Origin of the sequence: Sphingopyxis sp. YF1 (assembly GCF_022701295.1) — a bacterium.
Taxonomy (GTDB): domain Bacteria; phylum Pseudomonadota; class Alphaproteobacteria; order Sphingomonadales; family Sphingomonadaceae; genus Sphingopyxis.
In genome coordinates, this window is sequence record NZ_CP033204.1 from 4,216,032 (window position 1) to 4,233,014 (window position 16,983).

General features: G+C 68.7%; 13 protein-coding genes. 2 read left to right on the forward strand and 11 right to left on the reverse strand.

All coding sequences use genetic code 11. The annotated features are described in order from the left end of the window. Positions 1–141: 141 nt before the first annotated feature. The 10 genes from EAO27_RS20300 to EAO27_RS20345 all read right to left on the reverse strand — a co-directional run bounded on the left by EAO27_RS20300 (position 142) and on the right by EAO27_RS20345 (position 14,012). A complete protein-coding gene (locus EAO27_RS20300; protein ID WP_242774697.1) occupies positions 142–1,161 on the reverse strand; it encodes a sugar kinase in 1,020 nt (339 codons plus the stop codon). Beyond that, positions 1,158–1,958: a 2-keto-4-pentenoate hydratase gene (locus EAO27_RS20305; RefSeq protein WP_242774700.1), complete on the reverse strand. Its 801-nt coding sequence runs from the start codon at positions 1,956–1,958 to the stop codon at positions 1,158–1,160. The genes EAO27_RS20300 and EAO27_RS20305 overlap by 4 nt, the downstream gene beginning before the upstream one ends. A 9-nt stretch (positions 1,959–1,967) precedes the next feature. Continuing rightward, on the reverse strand, positions 1,968–2,714 hold the full coding sequence (locus EAO27_RS20310) for a FadR/GntR family transcriptional regulator (RefSeq protein ID WP_242774703.1): 747 nt from the start codon (positions 2,712–2,714) through the stop codon (positions 1,968–1,970). Positions 2,715–2,797: 83 nt separating this feature from the next. Continuing rightward, on the reverse strand, positions 2,798–3,766 hold the full coding sequence (locus EAO27_RS20315) for an alpha/beta hydrolase (RefSeq protein ID WP_242774706.1): 969 nt from the start codon (positions 3,764–3,766) through the stop codon (positions 2,798–2,800). Between the two features lie 7 nt (positions 3,767–3,773). After that, positions 3,774–6,617, reverse strand: coding sequence for a TonB-dependent receptor (locus tag EAO27_RS20320; RefSeq protein ID WP_242774708.1), 2,844 nt, complete (start codon positions 6,615–6,617; stop codon positions 3,774–3,776). Between the two features lie 121 nt (positions 6,618–6,738). Continuing rightward, positions 6,739–7,581 (reverse strand): rhamnogalacturonan acetylesterase, encoded by an 843-nt coding sequence (locus EAO27_RS20325; protein ID WP_242774711.1) that lies wholly within the window; start codon positions 7,579–7,581, stop codon positions 6,739–6,741. Between the two features lie 19 nt (positions 7,582–7,600). Beyond that, entirely contained in the window at positions 7,601–8,353 is a 753-nt protein-coding gene (locus EAO27_RS20330; protein WP_242774726.1) for a glucose 1-dehydrogenase, read from the reverse strand. Positions 8,354–8,365: 12 nt separating this feature from the next. Continuing rightward, a complete protein-coding gene (locus EAO27_RS20335) occupies positions 8,366–9,652 on the reverse strand; it encodes an MFS transporter (RefSeq protein WP_242774729.1) in 1,287 nt (428 codons plus the stop codon). After that, a complete protein-coding gene (locus EAO27_RS20340) occupies positions 9,649–11,826 on the reverse strand; it encodes a heparinase II/III family protein (RefSeq protein WP_242774745.1) in 2,178 nt (725 codons plus the stop codon). Before EAO27_RS20340 ends, EAO27_RS20335 begins: the two co-directional genes overlap by 4 nt. Then, positions 11,823–14,012 (reverse strand): polysaccharide lyase 6 family protein, encoded by a 2,190-nt coding sequence (locus EAO27_RS20345; protein WP_242780682.1) that lies wholly within the window; start codon positions 14,010–14,012, stop codon positions 11,823–11,825. The genes EAO27_RS20340 and EAO27_RS20345 overlap by 4 nt, the downstream gene beginning before the upstream one ends. Before the next feature lie 110 nt (positions 14,013–14,122). Between EAO27_RS20345 and EAO27_RS20350 the strand changes: the two genes are divergently transcribed. Together EAO27_RS20350 and EAO27_RS20355 are read left to right on the forward strand one after the other, a co-directional pair. Continuing rightward, positions 14,123–15,385, forward strand: a complete 1,263-nt coding sequence (locus EAO27_RS20350) for an acyl-CoA dehydrogenase family protein (RefSeq protein WP_242774748.1) — start codon at positions 14,123–14,125, stop codon at positions 15,383–15,385. Then, entirely contained in the window at positions 15,385–16,326 is a 942-nt protein-coding gene (locus EAO27_RS20355; protein ID WP_242774752.1) for an acyl-CoA dehydrogenase family protein, read from the forward strand. Before EAO27_RS20350 ends, EAO27_RS20355 begins: the two co-directional genes overlap by 1 nt. Before the next feature lie 174 nt (positions 16,327–16,500). Here the strand turns inward: EAO27_RS20355 and EAO27_RS20360 are convergent, their stop codons facing one another. After that, positions 16,501–16,971, reverse strand: a complete 471-nt coding sequence (locus EAO27_RS20360; protein ID WP_242774767.1) for an Lrp/AsnC family transcriptional regulator — start codon at positions 16,969–16,971, stop codon at positions 16,501–16,503. Positions 16,972–16,983: the final 12 nt, after the last annotated feature.

Genomic DNA, 16,983 nt, shown 5'->3' on the forward strand with positions numbered 1-16,983 from the left:
GTGGGGCGAACATGCCGGCCGGAGGGGCCGCCAGCTGGCGTTCACGGACATATTGGCCCGCATTGACTCAGCATAGCTATGCCCGTTGCATCAGCTCTCTGCGTCCGACACCCGCAGGACCGAGCTTCAATCTATCGGTTCTCAGCGCTCGACGTCGTGCGCGGCGGCGGTGGCGCTGTCGAGCGTCGCGCGGGCAAAGGGGGCGAAGTCGCCGCGCAGCCCGTGCTTGAGCCCGGCGAGCGCCAGCCCGCGCTCTGCCGCCGCCATCGGTTCCATGCCGCCGAACAGCCCGTCGAGCACCCCCGCGGCAAAGGCGTCGCCGGTACCGATGCGGTCGGTGATCCCCGCGATGGTCACCGGCGGCGTCTGTGCGTCGCCGTCGCGGCGGTCGATACGCGCCGCGATGCGGTGCGTCGCGGGATCGACGATCTCGCGCGCGGTCGACGCGACCGTTTCGAGGTTCGGGAAGGCGTCGAGCAGCGCACGCGCCGCCTCGCGCCGCCGGTCGGGACCGTCGCCCGAAAAGTCGCGCCCGAGCAGCAGCGCCGCGTCGCGGTGGTTGCCGAAGAGCAGGCTCGCCTCGGCGACGATCGGACGCAGGATCGCGGCGGGGTCACGGTGCCAGCGCTCCCACAGGCGCCCGCGCCAATTGCCGTCGAACGACACGCCGATGCCGCGCGCGCGCGCCGCGCGCACCGCCGCGAGCGCCGCCTCGGCGCTCGCGGGCCCGAGCGCGGGGGTCACCCCCGACAGGTGCAGCCAGCCGGTCCCCGCGAGCAGCGCGTCCCAGTCCCAGTCGCCGGGCGCCATCGTTGCAAAAGCCGAATCGGCGCGGTCATAGACGACCTCGGCGGGGCGCATCGGCCCGCCCGGAATATAGAAATAATTGCCCATCCGCCCCGGCCGCCGCGCGATGGCGCGCGTATCGACGCCGTGGCGGCGCAGCTCGCCGGCGACGCCGTCGCCGATCGCGCCCGCGGGCAGTGCGCCGATCATCCGCGTCGGTCGCCCGAGCGCGGCGAGCGCGACCGCGACATTGGCCTCGGCGCCACCGACATGCGCCTCGAAGCCCGCCGATTGCAGCACCAGCTCGCCCTCGGCGACGCTCAGGCGCAGCACCACTTCGCCGAAGGCGGCGATCGTCTTGCCCGCGTCGATCATGCCGCGAAGCCGGGTTCGGCGACCACGTTGCAGGCGATCATCGCCGCCGATCCGAAACGCGCGGTGGCGCGCTGACCGACCGCGACCGGATGGACTCCGGTGATCGCACCCGCCGAAATCCACTGGCCGGGGGCGAGCCGGATCGTGCCGTCGTGGTGCAGGTCGACGAGGAAGCGCAGCGCCCCCCACGGGCCGTCGAGGATGTCGCAGGCGCGCCCCGTGCCGACGGCGACGCCGTCGAGCTCGGTGGTGACGGCGATGCGGTCGAAATCGGCGAGGTCGAGCGGCGGGCCGAGCAGCAGCCCGTTGTTGATCCCGATGTCGGCGATGATGCCGAAGGGGGCGTGATTGTAGATATCGGGTGCGGGCGAACTCGCGATTTCGAACCCGGCGCGGACCGCGTCGACCCATTGGCGGGCTTCGTCATTGTCCGCCAGCCGCGCGGCGGGCACCGCGCGCAGGCGCAGCATCACCTCGGTCTCGATCGCGCCGACCCCGCCGACGAAGATTCGGGCATCGCCCGGCGTCGCGCCGTCGAGCTCGGCGATGCGCAACACCGGACCGGTGACACGATCGGTACCCAGTTCATCGACCATCGCAGGCGGGATCCGCCCGACCTTCCATCCCAGCACCGCGCCGCCCAGTGCGTCGCTCAGTCGCTGCTGCGCCGCATAGGCCGCGGCCAGCGTCGCGGGGGCGGGCGCCGGAAAGACGGGCAGGGCGCGGCCGGTGCGGCGCGCGCCGAGCAGCGCCGCGCAGGCGGCCTGCGCGGCAGGCGATTCGGGGGAAGCGGACATCGGGGCCTTTCAGGCGAGCTTGGTACTGAGCAGATAGCGTTCGCGGCTCTCGGCCGACTGGCGGCGCAGTTCGTCGAGCGCGCGTTCCTCGGTTTCGTCGAGCATCGATTCGAGCAGGCGGTTGAAATGGCGCCGCATCGCCTGCCGCGCCCCGGCGGCGTCTCGGTTGCGCAGCGCGACGACGACGTCGCGATGCTCGGCCTGCCGCGCGCTGCCGTCCTTGCGGCACACCAGCGCGTGGCTCTGCCGCACCTGCGGCAATTCCATGCGCATGCGCCACAGGCTTTCGATCACATGGATGATCGCCTTGTTGTTCGACGCCGCGGCGATCGTCATGTGGAAATCGCGGTCGATCGCGCTGATTGCGTCCTCGCTCGCGTCGTCGTCGGCCATCGCGACCAGCAGCTCGTCGAGCCGCGCGAGCGTGTCGGCCGAAATGGTGGGCGCGGCGAGCGCCGCGGCTTCACCCTCGAACAGCGCGCGCGCCTCGGTCAGTTCAAAGGCGCTGACCTGCGGCAGGATCGCATTGTCGCCGGGCAGTTCGGTCGCGACATAGGCGCCCGCGCCGGTGCGGATGTGGATCCATCCTGTCGCCTGCAGCGCGATCTCGGCCTCGCGGATCGTGACGCGGCTGACGTCGAAGCGTTCGGACAGTTCGCGCTCGCCGGGCAGCCGCGTTCCCGGCGGCCAGGTGCCGTCGAGGATCGAGCGGCGAATCGTATCGGCAATATCTTCGAAAAGGCGGCGTTCGGCCATGATTCAATCGTCTCCCCACTCTATTGTGGGAGCGTTCATACAATGTGGTATGACAAGTTTGAAGCCCATCGCCGCGTCGCCGATCAGTTTTTGCATGCCGCCGCGGCGGGCAGGCGCTGTGCGCAGAGAAAGGCGATCGCGCGCGCCGTCAGCGCCGCCTGGCTTGCCGGATCGAACTTGCCGTGCCCGCCACCGCGCACCGTGAAAAAGTCGTTTGCCACCCCCAGCGCGTCGAGCCGGCGTTTGAGATCGGCCGATTGCGCGACCGGCACCACGGGGTCGGCGTCGCCATGCGCGATGAAGACCGGCGGGGCGGCGGCGGTCAGCCATTCGACCGGTGACATCCGCCGCGCCAGCGCGCGCGCGTCGGGCGCCGCGTCGATCCAGTTCGCGACCGTCGGGTGCAGCCGGTCCGATCCGGGCTGCATCGCGGTGAGGTCGACCGGGCCATAGAAGTCGAGGATCGCCGCGGCGCGCGGGGCATCGCGGCAGGTGTCGAGGTCAATCGCATTCGCGGCGGGCAGCAGCCCCGCCATCAGCGCGAGATGTCCGCCCGCCGAGGTACCCGACACGACGATGCGGTCGCGGTCGAACCCCAGCCGCGCGGCGTTGGCGCCGACCCAGTGCAGCGCGCAGCGCGCATCCTGGACCGCAGCGGGGGCGGGGGCTTCGCCCGCGAGGCGATATTCGACCGTCACCACCGAAAAGCCCGCATCGACATAGGGGCGAAAGCCGGTCCAGCTCGCCGGACGCGCGCCGCGCGCCCAGCCGCCGCCGTGGAAATGGATCAGTACGGGCCCCGGCGCGCGCGGCGCGTCGGGATGGATATAGGCGTCGAGATGCAGTGCGCGATCGCCGACGGTCAGATAGGGGGTGTCTTTCAGCACCGTCGCAGGCGCGACGGCTTCGGCGGCGGCCGCGGGGGGTGCGGCCGCCGCCAGCGCGGCGGCGAGCGCCGCGCCGGTCATGGTCCGGATGACGGCCGGCACGGCGGCTGCGACCCTGCCGCCGGCCGTTCCGATCGGTCCCGATGCCATGACCTGGGTTCGCACGCGGATCCTAGATCCGCGCCCGGATGCCGATGAAATATTTAGCGCCGTAATAATGATACTGACGGCTGCTGCCATAGACCGGCATGTACGTCGCCTTGGGCTCGTTGAAGATGTTGAGCGCCTCGAAGCGGAGCGACACGCCCTTCATCAGGTTGAGCGAGGCGCGGAAGTCGACGGTTTCGCTCGGCCCGACATAGCGCAGCAGGCCCGAGCCGCCGACGAAGTCCTGGAAATATTTCGACCGGTAATTGTAGAAGGCCTGCAGCGACACCGGCCCGATGTCATAATAGGCCTGCGCCGACAGCACATGCTTCGAATAGCCCGAGATATTGGCGGGCGGGATGATGCCCTCCGAGAAGGTGTCGGTTTCGGGATAATATTGGTCGCCGAGGCGCGCGTCCTGCGTTTCGAAATTCGAATCGGCGTAATTGTAGCTGACCTTGGCGCCGAGCCCGTCGAGCGGCTTGGGCAGGAAGCTGAAGCGCGTCGCCGCGGTCAGCTCGAGGCCATAGATGCGCGACTTGTCGGCGCTGTTGCGCGTCTGCGTCACGGGGACGGTGATGTCCTCGCCGTTGATCGTGAAGGTCTCGTCATAGACGACCGGTTCGAAGCCGCCGGTGAACTGCTTGTAATAGACGGTCGCCGACAGCAGACTGTCCTTGTTCGGATACCATTCGATCGCGGCGTCGGCGTTCCACGACATCAGCGGTTTCAGGCGCGGGCTGCCGTTGGACTGGATGTTGCGGATCGCGTCGGCGACCGAAGAGAAATTCTCCCCGTCGATCGTGATCGTGCGGCCGGCGCCGAGCGCGCTCGGGTTCGGACGCGACATCGCGCGATAGCCGGCGAGGCGCAGCTGGGTCTTCGGCGCGACTTCGAAGATCGCGTTGACGCTCGGCAGGATGCGCGTGCTGCTGCTCTTGGTCGTGATCGTTTCGAAATCGCCGTTGGTCTTGATCTGGAAGGTGCCGTCGCCGCGGTCGACGATGCTCAGCCCGCTGCGCAGCCCGTCGGAGACGACGCGCGTGTTGACGATGCGGACGCCGAAATTGCCGCGCACCGGCATATTGCCCAGGTCGGCATCATAATCGGCCATCACATAGCCCGCGAGCGTGCGTTCGGTGACGTCGCGGTTGGCCGTCGCGCGCGTGTCGGCAAGGTTGCCGGGGTCTTCGGTGCCCATATATTCGCGGAACAGGCAGTCGACGTCGAAGGTCGCCCAGCTGTCGATCGCATTGCCCTTGGCCGCCGACAGGAAGCTGGTCTGCGGAAAGGCCTGGCGGCACAGATTGTTGATCCGCTTGTCCTCGGCCATCGCCGGGTTGAAGTTGAAATCGCCGTTGCGCAGGTCGTAGTCGCGGAAGGTCAGCTGCGACCAGCGTCCGCCGACCGAGATTGTCTTCAGGAAGCCGTCGAGCTCGTAGATCGCGTCGAGGCGTCCGGCGTAGATCTCGTTGTGGCGCTTGCTTTCGTCGCGGCGCAGGCGTGCATCGTCCCAGAACAGGTCGTGGTTGTTGAGGTCGAAGCGCGGATCGATCGTGATCGTCGGAACGAAGCTGCCCGGCGTGATCTCGTATTTGTACGGGATGCGCATGTTGTTGAACGCGGTGCGCACGCCGTTGACGTCCATCGGGTCGGTGCGCAGGCGGACGTTGCGTTCGATTTCCTTGCGGATCGTGCGCGAATAGCTGCCGTCGAGCTTGATCGTCAGCCGGTCGGTCGCCTGCCAGTCGACCGCGACGCCGCCGCCCAGATATTCCTCGGCGCGCGACAGTTCGGATCCGTTCGATTCGAGCGCCGACAGGCCGTTCAGGCTCTGGACGATGCCATTCTCGTCATAGACGACATTGGTCAGGCCATAGCGCGCCTCGGACAGGTTGAGGTCGCGGCGGCTCTCGACATAGGTGCGCTTCGAATATTGGACGTCGAAATTGATGTCGAGCGTGTCGGTCGGTCGGAACTGGATCGCGCCGAACACCGCGTCGCGTTTGTCGGTCTCGCTGATCTGGCGGAAGGTGTAGGCGTTGGGGACGAGGAAAAACGGAACCTTGCCATAGTCCCCGTTTTTACGATTGAGTTCGGTGCAGTTGCCGGCGGCGCTGTTGTCGGCGCGGCACGGGGTCCAGGTCGACGACGCGGCGTAGGTTTCCTCGGGATTGTTGGTGTCGTTGCGCTGGACGCCGATCGCGATACCGATCGTGTCGTTCGCGAACTGGTCGACATAGCTCAGCGTGCCGCGCCAGCCGATGCCCCCGGTGCCGCCGGTGATGCGGTCGCCATAGGGGTTGTACTGCGCCTTGATCTCGCCCTGGATGCGCGTCTTGCCGAAATCGAGCGGACGCAGCGTGCCGATCTCGATCGTGCCCGCGACGCCGCCTTCGACGAGGCTCGCCTGCTGCGTCTTGTAGATCTTGATGGTGTTGACCAGCTCCGACGGGAACTGGTTGAAATTGACCGACCGGTCGCCGCTGCCGTTGGTCGCGTCGCGGCCGTTGAAGGTCGCGTTCGACAGGAAGGGGCCGAGCCCGCGCAGCGCGATTTCGGATGCGTCGCCCTTTTCGCGGTGGGTCGTCGCGCCGGTGATCGTCTGGATCGCTTGGCCGACCGAGATCGCGGGAATGTCGCCGATGTCGTCCGACGACAGCGCGTCGACGATCGCGGTTTCCTCGCGCTTGGTGTTGATCGAATTCTGGATCGTCTCGCGGATGCCCGTGACGACGATCGCGTCCTCCTCATCCTGCGCTGCCGCGTCCTGCGCCGCCGCGGGCATGGCCAGCAGCAGCGCCGACCCCGCGCCGGCCATGATGGCGGCGCGCGCCGCGCGCACGCGGGTGTTAGTGAAAGATGTCACCTGTGTCTCTCCCTGGAATAGCCGAGTCTGTTCTGACCAATATGGTCGAACATATGAGAATAATTGTCAACCATTGTGTAAACCGAACTGGACTGACCAATGAGTCAGTCCAGAATCGGGATCAGCGCACGAGCTGGCTCCGCAGCCCCGGCACCGCCTGCGCCAGCGCCTGCGTCACCAGCCGCGCGGTCACTTCGGCGCCGATGTCGCCGAGGTGGGTGTAGTCGAACTTGCGCGTCACCTGACCGCGCGCGCCATTGCCCTCGATCGGCGGGGGGGCGGGCGGTGCCGGGCGCGCCGGCAGCGTCGTTCCGGCTTTGGCCGCCGCGAGTTCCTCGGGTGTCGGCGCTTCCTGCGCGAGTTTGGTCGCCGTCTCGGCGCCCATCTCCTGCGCCTGCCGCGCGCTCAGCGCGTTGAGGTCGACCAGCGGCACGTCCATCGCCTTCGCGACGCCGCGCACCTGGTCGGACCAGCTGGCGAGCGTGTTCCTGAGCTTGCCGTCCCTGAACTCGCGCCGCGTCAGCGGGGTGACGAGCACGGGGGTCGCCCCTGCCGCCTTCACCTCGTCGACGAAGCGGCGGAGGTTCGCGGGGAATTCGGTCGTCTCGTCGGTCCAGCGCTCGGGGCGGCTCGACTGGTCGTTGTGCGCGAACTGGATCAGCACCCAGGTCGCGCGATACCCCGGCACCTTCGCCTCGGCGAGCGCGATGTCCCAGCTGCCTTCCTGGCGATAGCTGCGCGTCGAGCGCCCGCCGCGCCCCGCGTTCACGCAGGCGACCGACGATTTCACATGTTTGGCGCAAAAGGCGCCACCCCAGCCGCTGTGCGGCGCCATCGTCGAATCGCCGACGAGGATGATCTTGTAGGGCGCGAGCGGCTCCGCATCGGTCCGCTCGCGCGCCTGCGCCTGAGCGCCGCCCGCGAGGGCGGCGGCCAGGGCAGGAGCGATCAGCCAGCGCATCATCTTCTCCCTGTTCGTACGGTTACGAGAAAAACAGCCCGCCGTTGACGTCGAGGCAGACGCCGGCGACGAAGCTCGCCGCGGGCGAGGCGAGGTAGGCGATCGTGTCGGCGACCTCGTCGGGGTGGCCTTCGCGGCGCAGCGGGGTGTTGCCCGCGGTCGCGGCGCGCCCTTCGGGCTTCGAGAAGATGTCGTGGAAGCTGGTGCCGATCAGCCCCGGGCACACGGCGTTGACGCGGATGCCCTGCGGCCCCAGTTCCTTTGCCATCGACCGGGTGTAGGTCATCAGCGCGCCCTTTGCGGTCGCATAGACCGACGCGCCGGGGCCGCCGCCGTCGCGGCCGGCGAGGCTCGACACGTTCACCACCGACGATCCTTCGCCGAGGAAGGGCAGCGCCGACTGGAGCACGAGGAAGGCCGACTTCATGTTCAGCGCCATGACATGGTCGAAAAACGCCTCGTCCATCTCGCTCAGCGTCTTGCGCGCGACCATGCCGCCCGCGAGGTTGACGAGGATGTCGAGCCGGCCGCTGAACGCGACCCCGACCTCTTCGAGCATCGCCTTGACCGCGCCGCTGTCGGTGACGTCGGCCTGGATCAGAAAGGCGTCGCCGCCCGCGTCCTTGACCAGCTTCAGCGTTTCCTCGGCGGCTTCGCGGCCGCTGTTGTAGTTGATCGCGACGCGCGCGCCGGCGCGCGCGAGGGCGATCGAGACCGAACGGCCGATGTCGCGGCCGCCGCCGGTGACGAGTGCGGTTTTACCCTGGAGAGTCATCGATGCTTGTCCTTATTCTTTGATGGTGGAGGGTTGGGTGGCGACCGGGGCGACACGGCCGCCGATCAGCCAGAAGGCGAGGAAGGAGAGCGGCACGATCGCCGCGGAAAGCGCAAAGATCGGCGCGTAGCTCGTCTTGGTGAGCACGGGGACGAGCCAGGTGGTGATCAGCGTGCCCGCGACCGCGGCGGTGCCGCTGATCCCCGCGAGGCTGCCGACCGCGCCGCCGCCGAAATAGTCGCTCGGCAGCGTCTGGATGTTGCCGATCGCCATCTGGAAGCCGAACAGGATGCACGCGATCAGCAGCACCGCGCTGAGCGGATCGCTTGCCTGGATCGTGAACAGCAGCGCCGGCAGCATGATCGCGCAGCCGATGCCGATCGTCGTCAGCCGCGCCTTGTGGACGCCGCCGCCGCTGCCGATGATCCGCCCCGCGAACCAGCCGCCGAACAGGCTGCCCAGCATCGCGCCGACGAAGGGCACCCACGCGAACAGGCCGATCTGCTTGACGTCGAAGCCGAAGGTTTCGGCGAGGTAGATCGGCAGCCACGACACGAACAGCCACCAGACGGGGTCGAGGAAGAAGCGCGACAGGATCACGCCCCAGCTCTGGCGATAGCGCAGCAGCTCGCCGAGCGGGATGCGGCGGCCGTCGTCCTGCCCCGCCTCGGTGCGGCCGGTCAGGATATAGTGGCGTTCCTCGTCGCTGATCCCGGGGTGCGTCTCGGGGTCGGCCTTGTAGAACCACAGCCAGGGCACGAGCCAGACGAAGCCGAGCACGCCGATGAGCAGGAAGGTGCCGTGCCAGCCGAACTGCACGAACAGCAGCGCAATCAGCGGCGCCGAGATGATGCCGCCCAGCGATGCGCCGGCGTTGAAGACGCCCTGCGCCAGCGCGCGCTCGCGCGACGGGAACCACAGTGCGTTCGCCTTGGCGGCGCCGGGCCAGTTGCCCGCCTCGCTGATCCCCAGCGTCGCGCGCAGGAAAACGAGCAGCGGCATCGTGCGGACCAGCGCGTGCGCCGCGATCGACAGCGACCAGAAGACGATCGACAGGGTGAACCCCATCCGCGTGCCGATCGCGTCGAAGATGCGCCCGAACAGCGACTGGCCGAAGGCGTAGAAGATCATGAACACCGTGACGAGCAGCGCATAGTCTTCCTTGCTCGCGCCGATCTCCTTCGACACCTCGGGCCACATCACCGCGAGCGCGTTGCGGTCGATATAGTTGATGACTGTGGCGAGCGCGATCAGCGTGATCACGCACCAGCGAAAGCGGCCCTGCGGCTTGGCGGTCATTTCTTCGCTCCTGTCTTGGCGAGGTCGAAGCGGCCGACGGGGCCGGTCCAGCGCATCGCGCGGCCGTCGATGGTGATGCTGTGCGCGGCGCCCGCGGCGACGTCGGTGGCGACCGCGACCGCGATGCGGCGCCCGTCGACCAGCGTCACGACGATCAGGTCGATCGGCCCGTCGCGGCGATGATCGAGCGTGGCGACGCGCGAACTGCTCGCGACGACGGTCTCGGCCGATGCGTCATACTGGCCGTGCGGTTCGAGCAGCGACACGAAGGCCGCGTCCGCCGCGCCGTCGACGCGCTGGATCAGCGCGGGTTCGCGGCGCAGGTTGAATTCGGGATCGTTCGCGCCGCTTTCGGTCAGGATGAAGCGCGCGCCCGCGGGGGGCGCCATATGATAGCTGTAGAAACGGCTGCCCTGCATCCACGTCAGCCGTGCCTTGCCGGCCTTGGTGCCTTCGCCGTCGACCCACAGATGCTGGTAGCCGTTCGCCTTGCCCAGCACCGGCCGTTCGGCGAGGTTGCGTGCAAAGGCGATGTCGCTGTCGATCACCTGTCCCGAAAAATGCAGCGGCAGGTCGTAGCGGTGGCGGCCGCCGCTCGAGGCCTGCAGCAGGTCGAGCGTCAGCGGGTTCGACAGGCCCTCGACCTCGACCATCACCAGCGCGCGGCGCAGGGCGACGCCCTTGTACGCGGTCGCGATCGCGCCGATCGACCAGCGCGTCGGTCCGTCGAGCGATGTCGACAGCTGCTGCGTCGGCTGCTCCTCGCCGACCTTCCACTTGCCGCCGAACTGCTGCTGCTCGTCGACGACCAGCGTGTTGTGCGCGACCGTGGTCGCCGCCCAGCTGTCGTTCTCGGGCAGGTAGCGTCCGCCGTGCTTCGCCTCGACATTCAGGAAGCGCGCGGCGCCATAATCGGTAACGACCGGGCCGGTCTCGTCATAATAGAGCCAGGTCAGGCGGTCGAAATGCCCGTGCCCCATGCCCTGTACGCTGTTCTTGGCAACGAGCAACGGGCCGGTCGCGGTCGGCTTGCTGCGCAGCAGCACCAGCGCGCCGCCCTTGCCGTCGGGGCCGTCCGACAGCAGGCGCGAGGCAAAGCGCCAGGGTTTTGCCTTGCCCGCCGCGAGGTCCGCCGCGACCGCTTCGCCCGCGGGGGTCAGCACGGTGCGCCCCTGTCCCTCGGCGATGCCGAGGAAGGCGGGATCCTTTGTCGCGCCATAGGCGATCGCGACGGCGTGATAGAGTTCCTCGGTACGCAGGCTCTTGTCGCGCATCGCGTCGTTGATCGGCAGGAAATAGCCGTCGTGGGTGACGTCGATCGCGGTGCGCACCGCCTTCAGCACGATGCCGTCGCGATAGCCGAAGATGTCGCGGCTCGGATCGTTCGCGGCGATCGCCGCGGCGAAGACGACGAAGGGCTGGAGCGCATAGCGCTGGTAATAGGGGCCCTCGGCATAATAGCCGTCGGGCGAAAAGAGCAGGTCGAGCTGGCGCAGGAACCCGGTCTTGCCGCTCTTGTCGAGCCCGAGCAGCGCCTTGTCGACAAGGTCGCGGTCGCCGAGCAGATAGCCGGCGAGGCCGACGCCCGCGCAGGCCCACGTCGCGTGGTTGTGGATCCGGCCGATGACCTCCGGCGAACCGTCGGAGAGGAACACAGCCATCGGCCGGATCGCGCCGTCGTCGATGCGCTGCCGCTCCTGCGGCGTCAGTGCGTCGCGGATCTGGGCATAGCCCTGCACCGCGTTGACGAGGAACACGCTGTCGTTGAGGCTCTGCCAGAACAGCCGCCCCGCGGTCTGGTTCGCCGCGGCGGGGTGGGGCCCGAGCTTCGGGTAGAGCGCGGCATAAGCGAGCAGCAGGTCGCGGACATGGTCGCGATAGCGCGTGTCGCCGGTCAGCCGGTAGAGCTGGCCGCCCTCGAAGATGATACGGTAATTGCGCTTGTGCTGCTCATGGGTGAAGCCGCCGCCCGGATCCTTGGGCACCGGCACGTTGACCCCGGCGCGGATCGACGCCTCGACGTCGGCGCGCGCGCGCGCAATCTCGGCGGCGAACAGTGGCGCGTGCGCGGTGGCCGCGATCGCGGACTGCGCCGCGGCGGGGACGGCGGGCGCGGCGAGCGTGGCGCCGGCGAGCAGCAGGGCAAGCGTGCGGGTCATGCGGGGACGGGTCACGGGCGGGCCTCCACGATGTTGTTCGAGAGCAGGCCGCGCGGCGGGCCCTTCCAGGCGAGTTCCTCGATCCGCGGCGCGGGGGTCGCGGCAAAGGCGTTCGACGCGATCCGCGTCTCGGGCGCGCCGACCGAGTGAATCACCACGATGCCGTCCGACGCGGCAAAGCTGTTCTGCGCGATCTCGGCATGCTGGACGCCCGACAGGCGCAGCGAGGCGCCATCGGTTCCGCTGTCGGCGATGCTCGACCCGGTCAGCGTGAACCACGGGCCGAAAGTGCTTTCGTCGCTGCCCTTGCGCAACAGGTCGGCGACCATCGCAACGCGCGCGAAGCGGCTGCCGGTGATCGTCAGCCGTTCCATCGGATACCAGCCCTTGGGTTCCTGTTCGGCGGTGCCCGCGACGACGGTGCCCATTTCGGCGAAATCGCTGTCGGCGATCTCGATCGCGTCGGCAAAGGTGCCGGGCGCCATCGCGATGCCGTCGAGGCGTCCCTTGCCCGGGCCGCGCACCGCCACGCGGTCGAGCGCGATGCGATAATTGGGCGCGACGCCGGTACCGACCGCGACCAGCGCGCCCTCGCCGGTCGCGCCGCCGGCATCGACCGTCAGTCCTTCGAGCTGCAGCCCGCCGCCGCCCTCGATCCGCGCGAGCCCCGACGCGACGCGCAGCACGGGCTTCGCGTCGGCGGCGCCCGCAAGGGTCAGGCGGTGGCGCACGACCAGCGGTGCGGCGATGTCGTAGGTGCCGGCGGCGAGCGTCAGCGTGTCGCCTGCCTTCGTATCGGCGATCGCCTGCGCGAGCGAGGCGCCCGCGGGCAGCGCGCGCGCAGTGCCGCCGCCGAATGCGGTTTCGGGGGGCGTGCCGCGATACCAGCTTGCGCCGACCTCGTCGCGCGTCACGGGGCTCAGGTCGCGCGGCGCGCCGACCGCGGCGAGCGCGGGATCGGTGGGATAGAGCAGGCCGTTGGCGGCGCGCTCGAGCGTCACTTTGCGCTGTTCGACGCCCGTCGTCAGCAGCGGCGCCGCGACTTTCGCCTCGACATTGCCGGCCAGCGCGATGCCGCCGATATCGCCTTCGGCGCGGAACGGGTCGGCGCCCCTCGCGCCGACGATCAGGTTGCGGTCGAACCGGCTGTCCACCGGCGCCGCCGAGCGTTCGGCGTCGGCGCCGGCCGCGAGCGTGATGCGCGCGCTGTCGATCACGCTGTTGTTCTCGATCCGCGCGCCCGCGACCTGGTGATAGCGGTTGATCACCGAGTTCGGGACGCCGTTCATCACGCTGATCGCGCTCTTGAACGAGGTGCCCGCCAGCCCCTCGAAATAATTGCCGCGCACGATCTGGTCGCGGTTGATCACGCGCACCCCGCCGGTGTCGGCGACCCCCTTGCCCAGAAAGACGTTGCGTTCGACCAGATTGCCGTTGCCGTGGCGCAGGACGAAGGCGCCCTGCGCCTCGACCACCAGATTTTCGCGCAGGATGTTGCCGCCCGACTTGATCGAGACGATCTCGACCTCGCCGCTCGTGCGGTCGAAGATGTTGCGCTCGACGATGCTGTTCGACGCCGACAGCGATTCGTCGCTGGTGCCGATGCGGATCGTTTCGCCGCCGTTCGATCCGAGCGGCGGGCGCGGCCCGAAATAATTATGGTCGATGCGGTGGCGGTTATCGAGCGGGTCGCCCGCCTTGCGGATCACCGCCAGCGTCACCCCGGCGTTGGTCTTGCCCTCGAAATGCGAATGGTCGACGCGGTTGCCCGTGCCGTAGAGCGCGACCCACATATCCTCGGCGCGGCGGTCGGGGTTGCTGAAGCCGTCGATCACGACCTCGGTGACGCGCGAATCGCTCGCGAGCGTCTTCGAATCGCGGCGAAAGCTGATCAGTTCGCGGGTCGGGCTGAATCCGTTTTTGAACACCAGCCCCGCGACGACCAGGTGGCGGCCGCCGAGGCGCAGGTTCGACTGGCCGGTGAGCAGGACCTTGCCCTTGGTCTCGGCGGTCAGCGTGATCGGCCTGGCGGCGGTGCCGGTGCCGGTGAAGACGAGCTGGGCGTCGCGCCACTCGCCGTCGGCGAGGATGATCGTGTCGCCGGGCTTTGCCGCCTTGACCGCGGCCTTGAACTGCACCGGGTCGGCGACGCGGATGTCGCGTGCGAGTGCGGGCTGCATCGCCGCGAGCGCGACCCCCATGGTCAAGCCAGTCCTCAGCAGCAGCATCGCGTCCCTCTCACCCGGTTTCTGTTGTGACCATGTGGACTACATAAGTGGTATGACAATATCAAGCGGATTTGGTCGATCAATTGTCCAACCAATTTTGGCGCGGCGACGCCTGCCCAAAATGCGGCTTGCCGCCGCCGCCGCATCGCCATAGGCGCTGTGCGCAAAGATCGAGACAATCGAGGGGATATCCGCTGTTCGAAACGCTCACCCTGGCAAGTCTGCCCGCGGAAGATGAGGCGCTCCGTCCCGCGATTCGCGCGCTCGCCGACGAAGCCGCCGCCGCCGCGCCCGCCGACATCCGCGCGCGCTCCTGGTCGGGCTTTGACCCCGCCTTCAGCCGCCGCCTCGGCGAAGCGGGCTTCCTCGGCCTGACGCTGCCAAAGGCCTATGGCGGGCAGGAACGCGGCCCCTTCGCGCGCTTCGTCGTGGTCGAGGAACTGCTGTCGGCGGGCGCGCCGGTCGCGGCGCACTGGATCGCTGACCGCCAGAGCGCACCGCTGATCCTCAATTACGGCAGCGAGGCGCAGCGCCAATCCTACATCCCGCGCATCTGCCGCGGCGAGCTCGTCTTCTGCATCGGGATGAGCGAACCGGGGTCGGGCTCGGACCTTGCGAGCGTGCGCACCCGCGCCGAGCGCACGGCGAGCGGCTGGCGCGTCAACGGGCAGAAGATATGGACCACGGGCGCGATGCACGGCGACTATATGATCGCGCTCGTCCGCACCTCGGGCACCAGCGAGGATCGCCACGCCGGGCTGTCGCAGCTGATCATCGACCTGAAAGCCCCCGGGGTCACCGTCCGCCCGATCACCGACCTCGCGGGCGACGCGCATTTCGCCGAGGTTTTCTTCGACAATGTCGACCTGGCTGACGATGCGCTGATCGGCAACGAGGGTGAGGGCTGGAAACAGGTCACCGCCGAACTCGCCTTCGAGCGCAGCGGGCCCGAGCGCATCTATTCGAGCGTCGTGCTGCTCGACGCGTGGATCGCGCATCTGCGCCGCGTGAAGCGCGATGACGCGGCGACGCTGGCACTCGTCGGCGATTTCACCGCGCGGCTCGGCGTGCTGCGCGCGATGTCGATCGCCTGCACCGCGCGGCTCGCGCTCGGCGAGAGCCCGGTGACCGAGGCGTCGCTGGTCAAGGACCTCGGCACCGCCTTCGAACAGCAATTGCCGGTCGCGATCGGCGACGACCTCGCGGCGCATCCGGGCGAAGCGGTCGATGCCGAACTCCATCGCACCCTGATGTTCGTCACGCACGTCGCGCCCAGCTTCTCGCTGCGCGGCGGCACACGCGAGGTGCTGCGCGGGATCATCGCGCGCGGAATGGGGCTGCGATAATGAGCGAATTTCTGGAACCGTTCGAGCGGATGCTCGAGGATGTCGCGCCGCCCGCCGCGGTGCGCGCGATCGAACAGGGCGGATCGTTCGACGCGATGTGGAGCGCCTTTGCCGACTCGGGATTCCTCGACGCGCTGGTGCCCGAGGATCGCGGCGGCGCGGGACTGTCGCTCGCCGCGGTGCAGCCGCTGTGGATGGCGCTCGGCCGTCATGCCGTGCCGCTGCCGGTCGGCGAGACGATGATCGCGCGCGCGCTGCTCGCCGATGCGCCCGACGGTCCGGTCGCGCTCGCGGTGGCCGGCGCCGACCCCGTCGTCGTGCCCCACGGACTGACCGTGCACCATCTGCTGGTCGAACGCGGCGATGCGCTCCACCTCGCCGAAGCGAAGGGCGAGCCGACGGGCGTGCCCGCCAGCCTTGCCGCGCGCATTGCCTGCGGTCCGCTCGCCGCTTCGGTCGCTCCCGCGCCCGCGGGCGGCCTGCGCGCGCTCGCCGCGACCCTGCGCGCGGCGCTGATCGCCGGGGCCGCCGAACGGCTGACCGCGATGACCGCCGCATACGCCAACGAACGTATCCAGTTCGGCAAGCCGATCGGCAGGCAGCAGGCGCTGCAGCAGCAGATGGCGGTGATGGCCGAAGAAATGGTCGCCGCGCGCATCGCGTCGCAGCTCGGCTGCGCGGGCACCTTCCCGCCCTTGCTCGCCGCCGCCGCGACCGCCAAGTCGGTCGCGAGCCGCGCCGCCGCGCGCGTCGCGGCCACCGCGCACGCGGTGCACGGCGCGATCGGGATCAGCGAGGAGTACGACCTTCAGCTCTTCACGCGCCGCCTCCACGAATGGCGCCTCGCCGACGGGTCGGAGACTTACTGGAACCGCCTGCTCGGCGCTGCGCGGCTCGGTGACGGCGGGCGATCGGTCGATTACGTACGCGAAGCGTTATAGCCCGAGCGTCGGCTCGATTGTTTCGCGCAAAGACGCAAAGGCACAAAGAGGGCGCGCCCTGCCGCGAAGCGGCATTCCTCTTCAACGGTGCGGCGGGCGCGACGATAGTGACGGATAGGGCCTTATCGGCCCGCACCATCCTCTTCGTGTCTTCGCGTCTTTGTGCGAAACTTCTTACCGCGCCGATTCCAATATCGTCTCCATCGCGACGAAGGTCGAGGTGCTCGCGACGTGCGGCAAGCTCGATATCTTCTCGCCCAGCACGATGCGGTAGCGGCGGATGTCGGGGGTGCGCACCTTGAGCAGGTAATCGAAGCTGCTCGCGATCATGTGGCATTCCTCGACCTCGGGAATCTGGCGCACCGCCGCGTTGAACTGGCGCAGCGCCTCTTCGCGCGTGTCGGACAGCTTGACCTCGGCAAAGGCGACATGGTCGAGCCCGACCTTGGCGGGATCGACGATCGCGCGGAATCCGACGATCAGCCCGCTGTCGACCAGCCGCTTCACGCGCTGCTGGCACGGGGTCTTCGACAGCCCGACCTGCGCCGCCAGATCGGTGTAGGTGATCCGTCCGTCGCGGCCCAATATGGCGAGGATTTTGCGGTCGAACTCATCCAGATCGACTGTTGATGCGGAGTTTTTCATGTATACAGACTA

What these genes read in the sequence shown, in the direction of transcription:
- EAO27_RS20355 (WP_242774752.1), top strand. Translation starts at nt 15,385, where the DNA reads ATGAGCGAATTTCTGGAACCGTTCGAGCGGATGCTCGAGGATGTCGCG.
- EAO27_RS20300 (WP_242774697.1), bottom strand. Translation starts at nt 1,161, where the DNA reads ATGATCGACGCGGGCAAGACGATCGCCGCCTTCGGCGAAGTGGTGCTG.
- EAO27_RS20335 (WP_242774729.1), bottom strand. Translation starts at nt 9,652, where the DNA reads ATGACCGCCAAGCCGCAGGGCCGCTTTCGCTGGTGCGTGATCACGCTG.
- EAO27_RS20360 (WP_242774767.1), bottom strand. Translation starts at nt 16,971, where the DNA reads ATGAAAAACTCCGCATCAACAGTCGATCTGGATGAGTTCGACCGCAAA.
- EAO27_RS20345 (WP_242780682.1), bottom strand. Translation starts at nt 14,012, where the DNA reads ATGGGGGTCGCGCTCGCGGCGATGCAGCCCGCACTCGCACGCGACATC.
- EAO27_RS20325 (WP_242774711.1), bottom strand. Translation starts at nt 7,581, where the DNA reads ATGATGCGCTGGCTGATCGCTCCTGCCCTGGCCGCCGCCCTCGCGGGC.
- EAO27_RS20310 (WP_242774703.1), bottom strand. Translation starts at nt 2,714, where the DNA reads ATGGCCGAACGCCGCCTTTTCGAAGATATTGCCGATACGATTCGCCGC.
- EAO27_RS20330 (WP_242774726.1), bottom strand. Translation starts at nt 8,353, where the DNA reads ATGACTCTCCAGGGTAAAACCGCACTCGTCACCGGCGGCGGCCGCGAC.
- EAO27_RS20305 (WP_242774700.1), bottom strand. Translation starts at nt 1,958, where the DNA reads ATGTCCGCTTCCCCCGAATCGCCTGCCGCGCAGGCCGCCTGCGCGGCG.